Source organism: Anaerosporobacter sp. (genome assembly GCF_965301125.1).
Window position 1 is genome coordinate 13309 of record NZ_CBDLAM010000023.1, and the last position, 17579, is coordinate 30887.

At 36.5% G+C, this 17579-nt stretch carries 15 protein-coding genes and 1 tRNA gene; all 16 read right to left on the minus strand.

Going from position 1 to position 17579, the window contains the following annotated elements; all coding sequences use genetic code 11:
• Nucleotides 1-5: 5 nt before the first annotated feature.
• Nucleotides 6-845, minus strand: a complete 840-nt coding sequence (gene cysT / locus ACW2QF_RS04265; RefSeq protein ID WP_455714756.1) for a sulfate ABC transporter permease subunit CysT — start codon at nucleotides 843-845, stop codon at nucleotides 6-8.
• Nucleotides 846-872: 27 nt separating this feature from the next.
• A complete protein-coding gene (locus ACW2QF_RS04270) occupies nucleotides 873-1901 on the minus strand; it encodes a sulfate ABC transporter substrate-binding protein (protein WP_455714757.1) in 1029 nt (342 codons plus the stop codon).
• A 221-nt stretch (nucleotides 1902-2122) separates the two neighbouring features.
• Nucleotides 2123-3229 carry an ABC transporter substrate-binding protein gene (locus ACW2QF_RS04275; protein WP_455714758.1) on the minus strand — a complete coding sequence of 369 codons (1107 nt, stop codon included), beginning with the start codon at nucleotides 3227-3229 and terminating at the stop codon, nucleotides 2123-2125.
• A 270-nt stretch (nucleotides 3230-3499) separates the two neighbouring features.
• On the minus strand, nucleotides 3500-4318 hold the full coding sequence (locus ACW2QF_RS04280; RefSeq protein ID WP_455714771.1) for an ABC transporter ATP-binding protein: 819 nt from the start codon (nucleotides 4316-4318) through the stop codon (nucleotides 3500-3502).
• Nucleotides 4319-4340: 22 nt separating this feature from the next.
• Nucleotides 4341-5351, minus strand: a complete 1011-nt coding sequence (locus ACW2QF_RS04285) for a taurine ABC transporter substrate-binding protein (RefSeq protein ID WP_455714759.1) — start codon at nucleotides 5349-5351, stop codon at nucleotides 4341-4343.
• 19 nt (nucleotides 5352-5370) lie between these two features.
• Nucleotides 5371-6144: an ABC transporter permease gene (locus ACW2QF_RS04290; RefSeq protein WP_455714760.1), complete on the minus strand. Its 774-nt coding sequence runs from the start codon at nucleotides 6142-6144 to the stop codon at nucleotides 5371-5373.
• A gap of 65 nt (nucleotides 6145-6209) precedes the next feature.
• Nucleotides 6210-6746 carry a GNAT family N-acetyltransferase gene (locus ACW2QF_RS04295; protein WP_455714761.1) on the minus strand — a complete coding sequence of 179 codons (537 nt, stop codon included), beginning with the start codon at nucleotides 6744-6746 and terminating at the stop codon, nucleotides 6210-6212.
• 48 nt (nucleotides 6747-6794) lie between these two features.
• On the minus strand, nucleotides 6795-7259 hold the full coding sequence (locus ACW2QF_RS04300) for a pyridoxamine 5'-phosphate oxidase family protein (RefSeq protein WP_455714762.1): 465 nt from the start codon (nucleotides 7257-7259) through the stop codon (nucleotides 6795-6797).
• Nucleotides 7260-7310: 51 nt separating this feature from the next.
• Nucleotides 7311-8555 (minus strand): radical SAM protein, encoded by a 1245-nt coding sequence (locus tag ACW2QF_RS04305; protein ID WP_455714763.1) that lies wholly within the window; start codon nucleotides 8553-8555, stop codon nucleotides 7311-7313.
• Nucleotides 8556-8744: 189 nt separating this feature from the next.
• A complete protein-coding gene (locus ACW2QF_RS04310) occupies nucleotides 8745-9962 on the minus strand; it encodes a radical SAM protein (RefSeq protein ID WP_455714764.1) in 1218 nt (405 codons plus the stop codon).
• Between the two features lie 709 nt (nucleotides 9963-10671).
• Nucleotides 10672-11754, minus strand: coding sequence for an ABC transporter substrate-binding protein (locus ACW2QF_RS04315; protein ID WP_455714765.1), 1083 nt, complete (start codon nucleotides 11752-11754; stop codon nucleotides 10672-10674).
• Nucleotides 11755-11769: 15 nt separating this feature from the next.
• Nucleotides 11770-13116 (minus strand): MATE family efflux transporter, encoded by a 1347-nt coding sequence (locus ACW2QF_RS04320; RefSeq protein WP_455714766.1) that lies wholly within the window; start codon nucleotides 13114-13116, stop codon nucleotides 11770-11772.
• A gap of 9 nt (nucleotides 13117-13125) precedes the next feature.
• Nucleotides 13126-14340, minus strand: a complete 1215-nt coding sequence (locus ACW2QF_RS04325) for a radical SAM protein (RefSeq protein ID WP_455714767.1) — start codon at nucleotides 14338-14340, stop codon at nucleotides 13126-13128.
• A 54-nt stretch (nucleotides 14341-14394) separates the two neighbouring features.
• Nucleotides 14395-15519, minus strand: coding sequence for an ABC transporter substrate-binding protein (locus ACW2QF_RS04330; RefSeq protein ID WP_455714768.1), 1125 nt, complete (start codon nucleotides 15517-15519; stop codon nucleotides 14395-14397).
• A 633-nt stretch (nucleotides 15520-16152) separates the two neighbouring features.
• A tRNA-Cys gene (locus ACW2QF_RS04335) sits at nucleotides 16153-16223 on the minus strand.
• A 234-nt stretch (nucleotides 16224-16457) separates the two neighbouring features.
• A partial coding sequence (locus ACW2QF_RS04340) for a radical SAM protein (RefSeq protein ID WP_455714769.1) occupies nucleotides 16458-17579 on the minus strand: 1122 nt, incomplete at its 5' end.

Below are 17579 nucleotides of genomic sequence, written 5' to 3' on the forward strand. Positions count from 1 at the left end.
ACTTTCTAAGTTGTTCTCTTCGTTGCATGAACTTGAATAATATTAAGCAACAATAAAATCAAGAAAGATACCACTAACATAACTAGCGCAATGGCTGTTGCATCCGTATATTTTAATTGCTCTAATTTCGACATAATTAATAGCGGTGCAATCTGAGTCTTATACGGGATATTTCCTGCTATGAAAACTACACTCCCATACTCCCCAATTCCTCTTGCCAATGCTAAGCCAAATCCTGTTAACATCGCCGGTAAAATCTCTGGAAATATAACTCGTAAGAATGTTCTACTACCACTTGCCCCTAACATAGCCGCTGCTTCCTCGTACTGCGGGTCAAATTTCTCTAAAACAGGTTGGATTGCTCTAACTACAAATGGTATCCCTATAAAAACCATTGCAATGGTGATTCCCACTCTTGTATACGCTATTTTAATTCCAAGCTTAGCGAATATACTACCAATCCAACCTTGATCCGAATATAAGGCAGTTAAAGATATGCCAGCAACTGCTGTTGGAAGTGCAAAGGGAAGTTCAATTAATCCATCGAGTAATCGCTTCCCCGGAAATTCATATCGGACTAATACCCACGCTAGAATAACACCAAAGATACAATTTATAATTGCCGCTATAAGTGCACAGGAGAAGCTAACTTTATATCCCGATATGACATCCTTAGCGGTCACTATTTGTATAAATTCATGTAAAGAAAGGTCAGAAGCACATATTATAATAGATGCCATGGGAATAAGCACAATCATACTAACCATTGAAAGTGTAATCCCCAATGATAAGGGGAATCCAGGTATCACCCTTCTTCTCTTTGTTCGTTTCAACTTATTCTCCATGACAAAATTCTCCCTTTCAATCATAATTTACTGCGTATAGATTTGATCGAATACTCCACCATCTTCAAAATACACTTCATATGCTTTATCCCAACCGCCAAAATCATCTATATTTACCATGTTGAGTGATAAATTAAATACACCTGAAAACTCTTTTAAAATCTCTGGATTGGAAGGACGATAATAGTTTTCCCCAGCAAGTCTTTGGCCAATGTCAGAGTAGAGATACTCTAGATATTCTTTTGCTACTTCTTCCGTTTCGCGTTTCTTAGCTACAGAGTCTACAATTGCCACTGAAGGTTCTGCTAAGATACTAATGCTTGGCGTAATAATCTCGTATTCATCAGGATGTTCCTCAAGTGTTAGATAAGCTTCGTTCTCCCAAGCGATTAATATATCTCCTTGACCATTCTCGACAAATGTTGTGGTCGCTCCTCTTGCACCTGAATCTAATACACTTACGTTCTTATATAACTTTGTAACAAAATCTCTAATCTGTGTTTCATCTCCGTTATATTGATTATCCGCATACGCCCATGCAGATAAGAAATTCCAACAAGCTCCTCCAGATGTTTTTGGATTCGGAGTAATGACATTCACACCATCTTTAATTAAATCAGACCAATCCTGTATATTCTTTTCATTTCCCTTACGAACTAGGAAAACAATTGTTGAAGTATATGGCGAACTGTTCTTATCAAATTCCTCAATCCAGCCTTTGTCAATTAATCCTGCCTCTTCTATTGAAGTAATATCATGAGCTAACGCTAACGTAACAACATCTGCTTCATTTCCTTCAATAACCGATCTAGCCTGCTTTCCAGATCCACCATGTGATTGGGTAATCGTGACCTCTTTTCCCGTCTTATCCTTATAATATTTAGTGAACTCTGCATTATATGCTTCATAAAATTCTCTAGTAGGGTCATAAGATACATTGGTGATCTCTATAGAGCCATCTGAGGAAGAGGGATCTTTTTTGCATCCTGTCAATCCTCCCACTGTTAGTAGTACAACAAAACTTAGAGCAAATACTTTCTTGATTCCTTTTCTCATACAACATCCCCCTTAAATTTTCTTTTCTTATATTTCATATTGGATTAATATGAAATGATTTTCTAAAATATACCACTTATTTCATACTATGTCAATAGGATTTATATATATATTTTACTTTATATGGTGCAATTATGTTAAATACGGATTTTTCTCCCAAATTAACTACGTAATTTTGCAACCTTCTCTTCCTCAATAATTCCCTTCCTTCTTACTTCCGTTTATTTCTTCTCTGCTATAACCTCCTCGTAGTAAGAAGTATCGATTAAATCACTAATATCCACTTTCTCTTGTATTAGTTTGTTCTCATAGGCAAACTCAATTAAATTTGCAATCTTATCCTGTGATTCTTTCGTAAGTTCTGGGTTGAAATAGGAGAATGTAGTATCATAATTGTACGTATCTTCGTATACGGATTCTGGAATCTGACCGCCTTCACCAGCTAATGCTTTATACGCAGCCTTTTCATCTGATGAAGCATAGTCTTGTGCCTTGATTAATGCGCGTATGATGGCTTTTGCTACATCTGGATTTTTCTCTAGATACTCATCTCTACCTGCAACTAGGATTTGTGATGTCCATTGTGGTGTATCATAACTTGTATTTACAATCGTTCCAATTCCCAATGTTTCAAAGTATTTCTCAGCAAATATAGTGTAGATTAGTGCATCGGCCTCCCCTGTTGCTAAGATAGACTGTGAATCTGCATTTGCATTAATTATCTGAATCTTGCTTTCATCTAATCCATAATTCTTTACTAACTGATAATAGTAATAATGTGCAACAGTTCCTTTTCCTAGTATTACTTTCTTTCCTTCTAAATCTTTCGGTTCTTTAATATCGGCTCCCGGTGCGGCCATAATACCAAATTGGTACTCTGTATTAGCTGCTGCGAACACTTTGATTTTTCCTCCATTACTCTTCAATGTAACGATAGGGAGATCACCATAAATAGCAATATCTATCTCATCCGACACAAATGCTTCATTAATTGCAGGCCCTGCCTGCGCAAAAGCAACATACTCAGGTTTATACCCTACTACTGCTAATTCTTCTTCAATATATCCTTTTGCTTGAGCAATCTTAGCACTCTCTAAAAAGTTACCATCTTGTGTTGGTGAGGCCAATTTTACTACTTTTAATTCACTGATTTTCGTCTCTTCATTGGCTGAGCTATCGCTATCATCAGATGTCTGCACGGTTTGATTTTCATTCTTATTCCCGCATGCTACTAAGCCAAACGCCACCGTAATTAATAAAACTACACTTATTACTAACTTGCTCTTCCCTCTTTGGTAACCTTTAATCTTGTCATTTACATTTTTCATACTCTCATACCCTTTCTTAATTATTTATTATCTTTCCTCAATCAAATTTTCCCATCTTTTCATAAAAATAAAAAGAGGCCTTAAATAGTATAATTATACTATTTAAAACCTCTGGTTTTTCCAGTCAGTTTTATTCCTACTAAAATTATATGAATAATATGTTTATGAGTATAACTCTTGAAATTAGCAATGTCAACATCTTTTTTTATAAAACATTAGAACAGATATCTCAATTCGTAAAATGAGCTAACTGTTCTAATATTTACATAATTATTCATCATTTATTAACTTTAATATTTCTTGTCTCTTATTATAGAATTCTTCTGAAAACTTTACATGTTTACTTCCCTCTTCAATTACTCTTTCCGAGAAATGAACTCTTATATCATTAATTATAGTCCCTGGGTGCTTACTCATAACTAAGATTCTTGATCCTAATAACAGCGCTTCCTCTACATCATGTGTAATCAAAAATATAGTTTTACGATTATTCCACCATATTTTACGCGTTAAATCTTGGATATTCTCTCTTGTCAGTGCATCTAATGCCCCAAAAGGTTCATCCATCAATAAGATTTCTGGATTATTAATCAATGCTCTTGCAATAGATACTCGCTGTTTCATTCCACCTGATAACTCATATATTCTCTTATCAGCAAAATCTTCTAATCCTACTTTTTTAAGATAATCTACAACAAGTGGGGCATATTCTTTTTTAGGGACTTTCCTCATCTTTGGCCCAAATGCAACATTTTGGCTTACCGTTAACCACTCATACAAAGGTGGATTTTGAAACACCACTCCTCTATGCCAATCTGTTCCTTTGACTAGATTTCCCTCTAATTTTACACTGCCGCTTGTTGGAGGAATGAATCCTGCAAGTATCTTAAGCAAAGTACTCTTACCACAACCACTTGAACCTAATACACATACAAATTCTCCCGGAAATATATTCATATTAATGTTGACAAGGGCTCTTTCACTTCCCGATTTACTAGAATAATCAAGGGTTACATTCTCAACTGAGATTAGTTCATCGGAACATTCATAGCGTTCATAACCACATTCTGTTCCACCATTGTTATTCATCAATCTCACACCCTTTCTTCCATTACTGACTATTTAATGCATTTTCTATAAACTCTGTAGTAATAGCTTCTTCATAGACACTTAAATCTGGTGCTGATTCTATGCTTTTTTGTTCCACCAAAAAATCTGCTGTACTCTTAAGTGTCTTTGCCATCTGTCCTTTCAGATATTCTTCGGATAATTGCTCCTTTGCAGTAAGCCATTTGACTTGTGAAGCCTGTTCCTTTGCCTCTTCCTTCGCAATACCTAATATAGTCGCTATATCATTCACCGCTTTTTCTTCGTCATTATAATACAAATCCGTAGCTTTTATCTGAGCCTTTACATAATTAGTCACAACTTCAGGATATTTTTCTGCAAACTTCTTATTCACTACATTCAAATCAGCTGTAATAACTCCCTCTTGTGCTAATTGTTCACTATCAGTAATTACTACACCATCCTCAATTAACTGCCCAAGTACTGGATACCAAACATATGCAGCATCGATATCCCCTCGTTCCCATGCAGCATAGATATCGTTTGGTTGTAAATCAACAATTGTTACTTCAGATTCCTTTATCCCTGCTAGTTTTAATGCATTTAATAGAGAATAATGAGATGTTGAGGCAAACGGAGTAGCTATTTTTTTCCCTTTTAAATCACTAATATTATTAATACTACTATCTTTCTTCGCTACAAGTGATTCTGCTTTACCAATAATATCTCCAATCCAGAACACCTCATAATCCAACTTATTGGCAATACCTAGCGCAGTAGGGGAGGACCCCAACTCTGAAATATCAATACTTCCAGATACAAAGGCTGTGTTAACATCCCTACCCGAATCGAATTGGACTATATTCACTTTCGTACCTAATATTTCTTCATAATAAGCCTCTTGTCTTGCTATAAGATCCGCATTAACCAGATTCATTGTTCCAATGTTCACAACATCAGGAAGTGTTTTCTCACTATCTTTCTTTCCACACCCCATACATTGTAATGCTACTATAAGTATTAATATGATTCCAATTATCTTTTTATCTTTCACTGTTATCTTCCCTTTCTTACTAATTTTTACCCTTCCAGTGCACAACTCTTACTTCTAGAATACGGATCAATTTATCCAAAAGAACTCCCGTGATTCCCATAATAATAACTCCCATAAAAATAATATCGCTTCTTAAATATTTACTCGCATCTAATACCAACCACCCAATTCCAGATACCGCTGCTACCATCTCAGCTGCTACAAGGGTTGTATATTCCACACCAAGAGCTGTTCTAAGTCCTGTGAATATATCCGGTAGCGCAGCTGGAAATACAACATAGAAGAATATTTGTACCCGATTTGCTCCTAGTGTTAGAGCTCCATTTATGTAATCCTCTTTAATTCGTGTTACTCCTGCTAAACAGGATATATAAATGGGCGCAAATCCAGCTAGATACAAAAGTGCAATCTTAGATGAATCTCCAATCCCCAGCCACAACACCAAAATTGTATAATACGCAAGTGGTGGCAATGGACGGTAAAACTCAACAAGGGGTTCGATTACTGCACGAATTTTTGTGTTATATCCACTCAAAAGCCCCAGAGGAATTGCCGTGACAATAACTAACAGATATGCGTATAATAGTCTCCCCAAACTATTTCCTAGATGTGCTAAAAGACTATATCCTTTATATCCATTTTTCACAATATCAATGAAACTCTTAACTACGCTCATTGGAGATGGAATAATTATTTCAGAGAATATACCTATCTTCGTTACTAGATACCATGTAAAAATAATGATAGCTACTGTTATTAACGTAAGGAGTTTTTCTATTTTTATTTTTTTCATGTTATCTTAACTCCTTCTTTAATCACTAAACTTATAAACATCGGTAATCTTACTACCTTTTCCTATTAATCTGGCCATTTTTCACTACTATTTTCATCGATGATTTCATTATATGTCTTATGACTCTTATTTAAATTCAAGCTCATCTCCCAAGTTGACCGATACCCTAATTTCTCGTATAACTCCTTTGGTTTCTTGCCAACCGCAATTAATTTAGATTCATAAGCCCCAACGCTAACCAGCCAATTATGTGTATATTGAAGTAATGTTGTTGCAATCTGATTCCCTCTATATTCTGGTTTGGTATACACATCTATAATCCAGCCATAGTAACCAGGAGTAAATAGATAATAAGGGAAATCACTTTTAAGCAATGCACCTGTAATACCAATTGCCTCGCCTTGTTTATTGTAGGCAACGAAGTGGCGAATCCTACCTTTTTTATATTCTTCTATGTATCTTCGTCTAACTTCCTCAGTTGCATATTCAATCATTTCTTCCTCTTCGCTTCCTATCTCTTCAAACAATAATTGTCTAAAATGGACTGCTAGATCCACATCGTCTCTATCCATTTCTTTTACTAAAAAATCTTCTTGTTTCATACGAAGCCATACCCTCCCTTCACAATTCCAACTCCATAGAAGATGATTTTATATCGTAAATCGATCAAGATGACATAGCAACGGATGTGCATCTTCTTCTAAGGCTCTTCTCGTATTGAAATTCTCTTCTCTAACCTCAATTGGTTCAAGAACCCATATCGTAGATAAATCAATATCACCTAAACGTTCGCGTAATGCTTGATATGCTTTACTAAATTCCTGACCAGCTATGATAGCCTTCTTAACTTTTGCTTTTACCTGATAACTCTCTCTCTCTTCACTAAGAAAATTAATTGCTACTATTTTGTCAAACCAAATACTTGCAGTCAAATTTTTATTTGTTACTGATGTCTCGATTACTTCAGAAAACGAAATAGTTCCATCTTCACGAATTTGAAATGAACCTTTATAAGTAACATGTGGCACTCCATTCTTATCCACAGTTGCTAATGCCTTAATTGTTGTTTTACTATTAATTATTTTAATTAAATTCTCATCTAATCTAATTCCCATTTCTATACTCCTTTCAAAATAACAAATCTATTAGGCGTCGCGAATCTCTTTTTAAATTCTTGATAAATCGGTATCCGGATGATTTCCACACCTTCTGTAATTATCCATATCAACATTTAAGTTGTATTTTCGCCTTATTTGATCAAGACCATCAGCGAATCTTATATAATATTCTAATGATGGCGACATTTGATTAAAGAAAACAGAACCAGGGGCCACGTTCCAAACACAACCAACTGTGCTAACCCCATGTTTTGCAAGTTCTTCTGCTTCTGCCAAACACTTTTCAAGTGACTCATCTTCAGACTGAAATCCTTTTGGCGTCGCCATCTCAACCCCAACCACTAATCCGGTTGTAACATTACCAACACCAAAGATTTCTACTGCCTTGTATAATCGTCTTTTCCATTCATCATACCCGATTCTAGCTGACTTACCAGGACAGACCCATTCAAACAAGTCCTTATCCAGAACCTCGATATCTGCAGTGTATGACGTAAGCCCCGTAGTATCATAGATTCTCCTTAGTTGTTCTTCGTTAAATGCTGTTCCAATTAACTGACTTGGAAACCTCTTTCCGCCAAAATTCTTTCCTATTCGCTTTAGAATCTCTATGTACAAGTCAACTTCTTCATCAAGAAGTTCCTTTCCATTCAAGATAGATCCCCCTGTCAGAAATATGCTTTCATATCTTCCAGGTTCTTTTAGTGCCTCCTCTACTGTCTCTGCAATATCATCTACATTAAGTATTTTAGGCTTGTTTTCCTTACTACTATTATACGTAGCTGCAATTGAACAGTATTTGCAACCATGACCAGGCGTCTCCCAAAACTGACAATACTGGTTGGGATTAATATCGATTCGTTGTGGTCTTGCTGCTGCAATCTGCCACATTGGTTTCCCGCTGCTTGTAAACTTATCATAGTAGTCAGGTTTTTCCCAATATTCTACCTCTTCAAGTATCTCACCTTGGTCGACTAGAACGATTCTATCATCTATTACGTCTACAAGTATTGGTTCTCTTTTTCCTTCTTCAACACTAAAAGCAGTAAGAATGGAAGTTCCATCTCTGAGAATAAGGGATACTGGAGTAGCATCTCCTTTCTCCCTAAACATTCCTCGGTACTCCACTTGATGAATATCAGGGTCCACTTTGGCAAGTGCTTTTTCTGTATAGTTCACTCCTCTTCGTTGTACATCTGTCTTTATAATCACAAAAGGAGATATATGTGGGTACTTCCTAATAACCTCACTAATACTTAATTCCTTATCTCTCCAATCCTTTACCACTCCCATTTTATTTCCTCCTTAATTTTTACACTCTTTTCAAACAAAAAGAGGCTCTAAACAGTATATTTTATACTATTTAAAACCTCTGGTTTTCCAGTCAGCTTTTCCTACTAATATTGTATGAATTGTATGATTAAGAGTATACCTCTTATAAGTAAAAATGTCAATATATTTTCCAAAAATAAACTATAGTTATTATTCCTGAAAAATAGGTAAACGTTCTTCATCAATCCGATACAAATCATGAACAAGAAAATCTGCTGATGGCGAAACATCAAAATATTGTTCATATGTAAAACCTACTTGTTTAAAGATTGCATAAGTCTTCTTAGCAAGATCTAAATGCCACTCTGGAGTTGGTGTTCTATGACCTTCAAGCTTCGACCCTGGATTGGGACACCATGCATTGGTTAAACTTAAAACTCCTTTTTTAGCCAGATACTCCACACCCTCCAAGGTTTTTTCTTTTGGTTCGATTCCCGCTACAAACCCAGTTCGTACTTTACCCACTCCGAATACCTTAACGGCATATTCAAGGGCATCTACCCAGTGTTGCCAACCACCACACTCTTTCTCCTTACCTGGGCAAATAGACTTGAATATATTCTTATCCCATATCTCTATTTGAATTGCTATTGTTCGGTATCCAGCCTCCTTATACTTATCAATTACTGATAAATCAGAAGGAGCTCCGATAACTGCTGTTCCATTAAAGTCCTCTTTCCCTAATTCCTCCTGAATTGCCTCAGCAACATCAATGTAGTAATCTACCTCCCTTCGCTCAGGGATAAAACCTCCAGTTATATTAACATGAAGTCCTCCATCTAATTCATAGGCAGCTTTCACAGTCTCACCAATTTGTTTTGGGTTCTTCCATTTGATATTCTCTATTTCTGCGTAGGTATCTTTTGTTGCATTTGCATTGCAAAACAAACAATCTAACCCTTTATCCTTTAACGAACATTCATTACTATAAGCTACTCCAACTGTTTTAGTGGGATTAAAACTAGCTACATGGGACATCTCTACATTATCCGATGTTCGCAAATTATAATACTTGGGACGTTCTGTAAACGTAATCGGAAACCGTGCTTCTCCATGTTCGTATAAGAGAAATTGGTCATCTACATAATCAATTGAAATATCTGATTCAGGATCCCAAGCAAAATTATAATTAATGCCACTTGGCGAAGTGAAGCTACATGGAAAAGCAACACCCGCATGTTCTTTGTGATCCATCTCAAATAGTCCATGAATCTGTTCTTGAACCTTCGTCCCTAACTCTAAATGCTGAAAAATTGCTGGATTCACCTTAATTCCATGAACGATAACTCGCGATTTTAATTCAATTTCTTTATAAAGTTGTTGCTTTAAATCTTTGATTGTTTGAATATCTTGAATTTTATTACTCATATTTTTTCCTCCTTATTCTATTCAATACTTGTTAGGCATTTGCGAAACTCTTTGTAATGGCCACAAATATATTAGTGTGTTTTATGTCTACCGTTACAATTTCCTGAATTGTATTTACGCCACATACAACTCTTTTTTATTGTATGTGTAAGTAACACGATTTTAAGAGAATTGTAGTAGATAGCCTTAAAACACAGATATGTTGTCTTCATGGAGAAGAGATTCTCAATTGACTATTGAATACTTCTATTTGGGAAGCTCTTTGTAGTGCTAAAGGTTAATCAAATTTATACATGGAGCAGATTTTCACCATTGCCTTCTATAATACGGGTGTTGAAAGTTCTTAAATATGATGGATAACAAGAATATTTATTTATTCATTACTTTCTCGTACTTGTGTATCGACAAAGTAGTACAGCAAAACTCCTAACAGTGTAGATCTGCTTCTTAGCTGACGTACTATGACTAAGAAACAATAGCGAAACAACTATAGTACTTCTTAGTGTGTACTTAAGCAACATAGGAAGACGAGGCATGGATGCCGAGTCAGCCTGAGCTGAGGCAGGATGCCGAATCGAAGGCGTTTCCGTACCATCTAGATAACCTATCCATACACACTTAGAAGTACTTAGTTGTGCAGCGTGTTTCGTGTCATAGTACGCCAGCTAAGAAGCTATAAACACCTATACCGAGTTTTGCATCCAACAACCTATTCAGCTCCCAATTCCTTCAATGCCTCATCAAGGAAGATTGCATTCTCCCACTTTTCAATATCAAATCCATCTGTTATTAATTCATTGTCTAATAAAAATTGCAAGGTATTCTTCCCATTCTGTATGGTCGCCTCATCCCCTTTAATGGTGTAATAATTATCATGATTTGGATACAGATAATTATAGGAGTCTTCGCTTTCCCCTGTACTCAACCACTGATTTAATAAAGTATCTTTCTCTTCCACACATAACTGCTTTGCCTTAACCAAAGCTCGAAGGAATGCCAATATAATATCTGGATTTTCCTCTATATAATCCGTGCGTGCTATTACATAGCTTCCTGCAGTCCATTCTTTATGTTCCCTATAATCACAGATGACTTTATACCCTTGTTCAACTAATCGCGTCAATGTCGCCCCACCTACCACTACACCGTCTACGTTACCTGTTATTAAAAGTTCAGCACTATCTTGGGCATTTGCATTTACAAATTCAATATCACTTTCTTTCAGGTCCACATCGTCTAACATGTATTGTAGCGTTCGATGCATGAATGCTCCTCGTTGTGTTGCAATCTTCTTCCCTTTCATATCTAAAATAGAATTAAATTCTGCATCTTTTTCTACAACTAATGATGCTCCATTATTCAAGCCACTGTATGCAATGACCTTCGTATCAACTCCGGAAGCCTTACCAATAACTGCTGGTACATCACCCAGCACACCGATATCCAAATCCTTACTAGCTAACGCTTCATTAATAGCTGGTCCAGTCCCTGTCATAGGTACAAGTTTGACCTTAACTCCAATTGCATTAAACTCCTCTTCTATAAACCCTTGATCCCTTGCTACTCCTAACATATCCGAAAGTACACCACCACCAGTTACATCAACATAACCAATAGTAATCGTATCTTTCTTATGTCCTCTAGGTAAATCGGTATCCTCCACAGATTGTGTTTGCACCTCCTCAGCTACAGTCTGCTCCTTATCCGTATCAGATTTTTTGGAACATCCCGTTATTAATACTACCGCTGCCATAATAAAAGTTATCTTCCTTATTCCTTCTTTCTTTTTCAATTTTTCTTCCTCCTTTTAATCACATTCACAACTAACATCTAACGCTTCTTGTAACTTAGGTAATCTCTTCTTCCATTTACCTGATGTATAGAACAAGGTTGCAAGTACTAATGCTGCCGTTGAAGCAATTGGTGCAGCAAACCCTACTCCTTTTAACCCTTGATTCCAATATATACCAAGAAGATATGCTGCTGGAATTCTAAAGAGAAATGCTGAGAAGATACTACTTACGAAGCAAAACTTGCTATGCCCCGCTCCAATAAAAAGCCCCACCAAACACATCAATCCAGTCGCCGGGAAATAATCTAAACTCAATCGTCTTATGTAGATTACGCCACTTTGAATTACCTCTGGCTCTGATGTAAAGATTCCAATCAATTGTTTCGGAATCGCCTGCACAATAACAAATATAATAAGGCTTATAGTAAACGCTACTTTCATGCCAATCTTCATCACCGTTTCGGCTCCATCATAATCAGCAGCTCCAATGTTCTGTGCACCAATTACCAAGATAGAAGCTTGTAAAGCTACGACTGGCATCAAAGCAAAATTGGTAATCTTACTCACAGCCCCCACCGTAGCTGACGCTGTTACTCCAAGAGAATTCACAATTGCTGTAACTACCATAAAGGAAGCAATGGTTATTACATTTTGAATTGCTGTTGGACCACCAAAACGAATAATTTCACCTAGCCTTTTTTTATTAATTCCAAGGAAACTAGTATGAAAGTTAAATACAAACTTGTATTTCCGTAGAAATGGAAAACATAAAACCATGCTAACAATTTGTGAAACTACTGTTGCAATTGCTGCCCCTTTTGCTCCCATTTTGAAACAAATTACGAGGATTAAATCCAATACTACATTCGTACAGCACGCTATGCCAACTAATAAAAAAGGTCTAAAACTATCTCCAAGTCCACGCATAATTGCACTGAAAGCATTGTACATAAAGATAAAGATCAAGCCAAAACAAGTTATTGTTAGAAACCTTGAAGCTTCCCCCATAGATTCTTTCGGTGTTTGTAACAATTGTAAAATGGGTTTCACTAAGAAAGGTAGACCAATCGTTAATACAATTCCAAACAGGAGTAGTATGGTAAATAATGTACCCACTGTTTCCTCCATATCCTTATGTTTTTTTCCACCTATTTGTTGTCCGATTAGCGCAGTTGTTCCCGAACATAATCCTATAATCAATTGTGTTACAAACATGGTTACCTGACTTCCAATTGCAACCCCAGACATACTAGCTTTACCAGCGAATTTTCCTACAATAATCATGTCCGTAACGTTATATAACGATTGAACAAGATTGGATAATAGATAGGGAATTGCAAATGTTAATAACTTCTTTTTCATCTTCTTCTCCTAATTGCTAAACTCAATATATGGATTTATTAATCCATCTTCAATTCGATATATCTCATGTATCAAGTAATTTCCTGCAGTTGCATTCGTTAGTTGTTCATAGGTAACTCCATTCTTTCTTAAGATAGAGGTGATTCGATTCTGTACTTCCCAGTGCCATTCAAATGTAGGGCTTTGATGTCCTTCTAATTTGGATCCGAGATTTGGTCCCCACGGAGATGCTGTCGCAACAACTCCTTGTGCTGATAATGTCTCAATTCCATCTAAAAGATAATCCTTTGGTTCTAGTCCTGCTACAAAATTACTTCTAACATTACCTTTTCCAAATACCTCTACTGCATAAGCTAACGCTTCTCTCCAATGTTCATATCCACCGCATTCGATAGCTTTACCCGGGCATATGGCGTTGAAGTAATCTTTATTCCACACTTCCATATTACAGGCAATCGTACTAAAACCCGCTTCCTTATATTTCTCAATTATTGATAAATCTCTAGGAGCTCCAATACAAGCCGTTCCATTAAAATCATCTCTTCCAAGGTGTTCTCTAATACTCTCAGCTACATCAAGATAATAGTCTACTTCACGTCTCTCAGGGATAAATCCACCCGTAACTGTCACATGATTATAGCCTTCTTCGTATGCAGCTTTCACTGTTTCTCCAATTTGAAGTGGCGTCTTCCATTTCACACCGTCTTGTTCTCCATATCGATTTTTCGTTGCATTGATATTACAGAAGAGACAATCTAGTCCCTTATCTTTTAGGGAACATTCATTACTATATGCAATGGTAATTATCTTATGGTTGTGTGCTCTGTTACCTTGATCAGCGGCAATTGTTTTCATCGCTGTCCCATCAGAAGTAGTTTTACTATAGAATTTAGGAGGTTCCATAAAATGTAGACGCAGTAATTTTGAGTCCTTATCTGCAATATAATAAACGCCTCCCTCTTTCTCGATATGGTATTCTCCCCTCTTATTTAATCCGCCATATACTTGAAAGCCGCTTTCTGTAAAGTAATAAGCTGGTACATGATATCCCACTGTAGAATCTTTAGATGGGTCCATACATAGATGTAATAACTGCAATTCTGGGTATTCATCGATTAACTCTTTGAAGGTATCCGGTTCAAAATTAATTCCTTTTATGGGAAGTTGTAATGTTAATTTTAATTCTTCATATAATTCGTCTTTACTCTTTGCATTATTACTCATTCTATCTCTCCTTCAACACACGCAATATTTTCTAAACTTGCTAACATATACTTCTTATTTACTAACTTCCGCTAATGCCTCTTTATAGAAACTATCATTAACAAGCTCTTTTAGATTAACACTTTCACTAATTAAGCCATTCTCAAACAAAAAAGTGTCTAGCTCTTGTAATCGGTTAATGTCTTTGTCTGTAATCTCACCAGATAGATTCGAAAATACCTGATCCTTGCTGCCATATACCTCATCAACGATATCGCGGCTAACTTTATCATTAACAAATGCATTAAGTGCTTCCTCTTTATTATCTATCGCATATTGATAACCACGAATATAAGCCTTCAAGAAAGCGGTCATAACATCTGGATGGTCTTGCAAGAATTCATTTCTAGCAACTAACACTGTCTGGCTAGCTAACTCCTTATTACTATCCCTAGTTGACACAATAAAACGTATTGGAAATTGTTCATTAACCAATAATGCTTGTGTATAGGATATTGCTAGAGCATCTGCATTTCCACTTGAAAATGTAGATGTTGCAGTCGCCACATCGTTTATTACACTAACGTCTTCGTATTTCAAGTCATTGACTTTTAGTACTCTGCGCAAATACTCATCAAGTATGGTTCCTTTTCCACAAATTACTGACTTTCCTTTTAAATCTTTAACGCTCTGAATTTTCGAATCCTTAGGAACGACAATACATTGGTCTAACTCAGAATCGTTCATAGCCACAATAGACACATCAACACCATTGGATTTCAAAACCACTGGTGGTAAATTTCCATATATGGAAATATCAATACTTTTCCCCGCAAATGCTTCATTAATTGCAGGACCCGCTTGTGCAAAACCATAAACCTTTAATTTATAACCAACTGCCTCCAACTCTTCCTTTAAGTAATTTTGTTGATCCGCAAGCAACAAGATACCTGTTAAATCATTACTCTCTGTAGTTATCGCCAATCGTAATTCTTTCAGATTATCTTCACCCTTATCTTTTTCTTTTACCTCTTCCTTGTCTTCTTGTAGTGATCCTTCCTCACCCTCTGTAGCGACACTCTCACTTGCTTTCCCCTTATCCTCCTCATTCTTACTACATGCAACACACAGAAACACCATAGTAAGAAGATAAAATCCTATTGTTACATAGCGCCATTTCCATTGATGTAATTTTTTCATATAACCAACCCTTTCTAATTTTTAATTGCTTAAGCAAATCATCTGGATAGCTCCTTAATTTACCTAATATTGCAAAAACAAAACAATTGTATTATCTCAATTTCATTATCAAATACCTAGGCTGATTTTTAGCTCCACAATTGACGAAACATACCCTGAGAATTGATAATTTCCCACAGACACATAATTCGCTTCGTGTATCAATAAAGTAAATAAGCAAAACTCTCAACCACCTAAACTGGCTTCTTAGCTGACGTACTATGACTAAAAAACGATAGTGAAACATCTATAGTACTTCTTAGTGTGTACTTAGACAACATAGGAAGGCGAGGCATGGAGGCCGAGCCAGCCGTGCGATGTAGAAATTACTAGCTTTAGTTACCTTTGTGTCATCGCACTTGGGAGGCACGGAGGCCGAATCGAAGGCGATTCCGTACCACTTAGATACCATGTATCGTACACACTTAGAAGTACTTAGATGTGCAGCGTGTTTTGTGTCATAGTACGTCAGCTAAGAAGCCATGAAAGTATATCTAGAGTTTTGCCTCTTAACCTTTAAAAGGCTAATGTAACATAAGCGTATACATTAGCCTCTAGTGATCTAGTCAGCAATTATCATGCCGTATATATAAATGGTGCCCACCGGATTCGAACCGGTAATCTAAGTTTTGCAGACTCTTGCCTTTCCCATTGGCTATGACACCCTATTTCATTTGTGTAATATTACAGATTTATTACTTACTCAAACTTCGCATATAAAAAACTTTATTTAGAGTAGGTAACTGCTATATTCATAAGAAAAACTATCTGAACACGTCAGCACTTGATTTCGCAACGCGAAATCTTAGTACTGCTACGTGTGAAGCTAAGCGAGAGCGGGTTTTTCGTTGAATATAGCAGTTACCTACTCCTCGAATTATTCAAGTGCGATGTTTGAGTTACTTATTAAAAACAGGTAACAACTCATCATCAACTTTATAGAAATCATGTAATAAGATTGCTCCTGGTGTTGCATTATATACTTGTTCAAAGGTACGCCCATATTTTCTAAGAATACGGTAGATTTTCTGTTGCACATCCCAGTGCCATTCTGGAGTCGGAGTTCTATGGCCTTCAAATTTGGAACCAATATTCGGTACCCAGCTAAGTGCAGCTGTTGCTACTACCCCTTTTTCTGCTAAGGTTTCAATTCCTTCTAACAGATATTCTTTTGGCTCTAAACCTGGAACAAAATTGCTACGTACATTACCTGGACCAAAGACTTCAATTGCATAATCAATGGCGTTAATCCAGTTATCATACCCTCCACATAACTCAGCTTTACCAGGGCAAATAGCTCGAAAGAAATCCTTATTCCATACTTCCATATTAATACCTACTGTACTAAACCCTGCTTCTTTATATTTTTCAAGCACTGATAAATCTTGTGGTGCACCGATACATGCTGTACCATTGAACGTATCTGTTCCTAGATACTCACGAATAGCCTCTGCGGTATCCAAATAATACTCTACTTCACGTCTCTCAGGAATGAATCCTCCTGTTATTGTTAAATGATTATAGCCTATGTCATACGCAGCTTTAACTGTTTCTGCAATCTGTTTTGGATTTTTCCACTCAATATTCTCTTTATTAGCAAACCGATCTTTGGTTGCATTAATATTACAGAATAGGCAGTCTAATCCCTTATCTTTAAGAGCACATTCATTGCTATAAGCAACTAAGATTTGCTTATCTCCATACGATCCATCTCCTGCTGCTACGATGGTTTTCATTGATGTACCATCAGAGGTTTTCAAACTATATAGAGATGATGCCTTTGTAACCTCAACCTTTGATAATGTTTCTCCATCATTCTTCAGATAGATTGCACCATCCTCATCTTCCAGATAATATGGCGAACGAAAATTCTTGTTCAATTGAGCACCAATTCCATGTTCGAAACGAAATCCTCCTGGTATCTGCTCATTAGCAGTATCATCTAGAGAGAAATCCATACAATTATGGGATGCAGCGATGTTTGCATCTTTTTCTAGTACACTTTTGAATATCTTTGGATC

Coding starts and splice junctions, on each gene's coding strand:
- cysT (WP_455714756.1), bottom strand. CDS start 845: ATGGAGAATAAGTTGAAACGAACAAAGAGAAGAAGGGTGATACCTGGA.
- ACW2QF_RS04270 (WP_455714757.1), bottom strand. CDS start 1,901: ATGAGAAAAGGAATCAAGAAAGTATTTGCTCTAAGTTTTGTTGTACTA.
- ACW2QF_RS04275 (WP_455714758.1), bottom strand. CDS start 3,229: ATGAAAAATGTAAATGACAAGATTAAAGGTTACCAAAGAGGGAAGAGC.
- ACW2QF_RS04280 (WP_455714771.1), bottom strand. CDS start 4,318: ATGAATAACAATGGTGGAACAGAATGTGGTTATGAACGCTATGAATGT.
- ACW2QF_RS04290 (WP_455714760.1), bottom strand. CDS start 6,144: ATGAAAAAAATAAAAATAGAAAAACTCCTTACGTTAATAACAGTAGCT.
- ACW2QF_RS04295 (WP_455714761.1), bottom strand. CDS start 6,746: ATGAAACAAGAAGATTTTTTAGTAAAAGAAATGGATAGAGACGATGTG.
- ACW2QF_RS04300 (WP_455714762.1), bottom strand. CDS start 7,259: ATGGGAATTAGATTAGATGAGAATTTAATTAAAATAATTAATAGTAAA.
- ACW2QF_RS04305 (WP_455714763.1), bottom strand. CDS start 8,555: ATGGGAGTGGTAAAGGATTGGAGAGATAAGGAATTAAGTATTAGTGAG.
- ACW2QF_RS04310 (WP_455714764.1), bottom strand. CDS start 9,962: ATGAGTAATAAAATTCAAGATATTCAAACAATCAAAGATTTAAAGCAA.
- ACW2QF_RS04320 (WP_455714766.1), bottom strand. CDS start 13,116: ATGAAAAAGAAGTTATTAACATTTGCAATTCCCTATCTATTATCCAAT.
- ACW2QF_RS04325 (WP_455714767.1), bottom strand. CDS start 14,340: ATGAGTAATAATGCAAAGAGTAAAGACGAATTATATGAAGAATTAAAA.
- ACW2QF_RS04330 (WP_455714768.1), bottom strand. CDS start 15,519: ATGAAAAAATTACATCAATGGAAATGGCGCTATGTAACAATAGGATTT.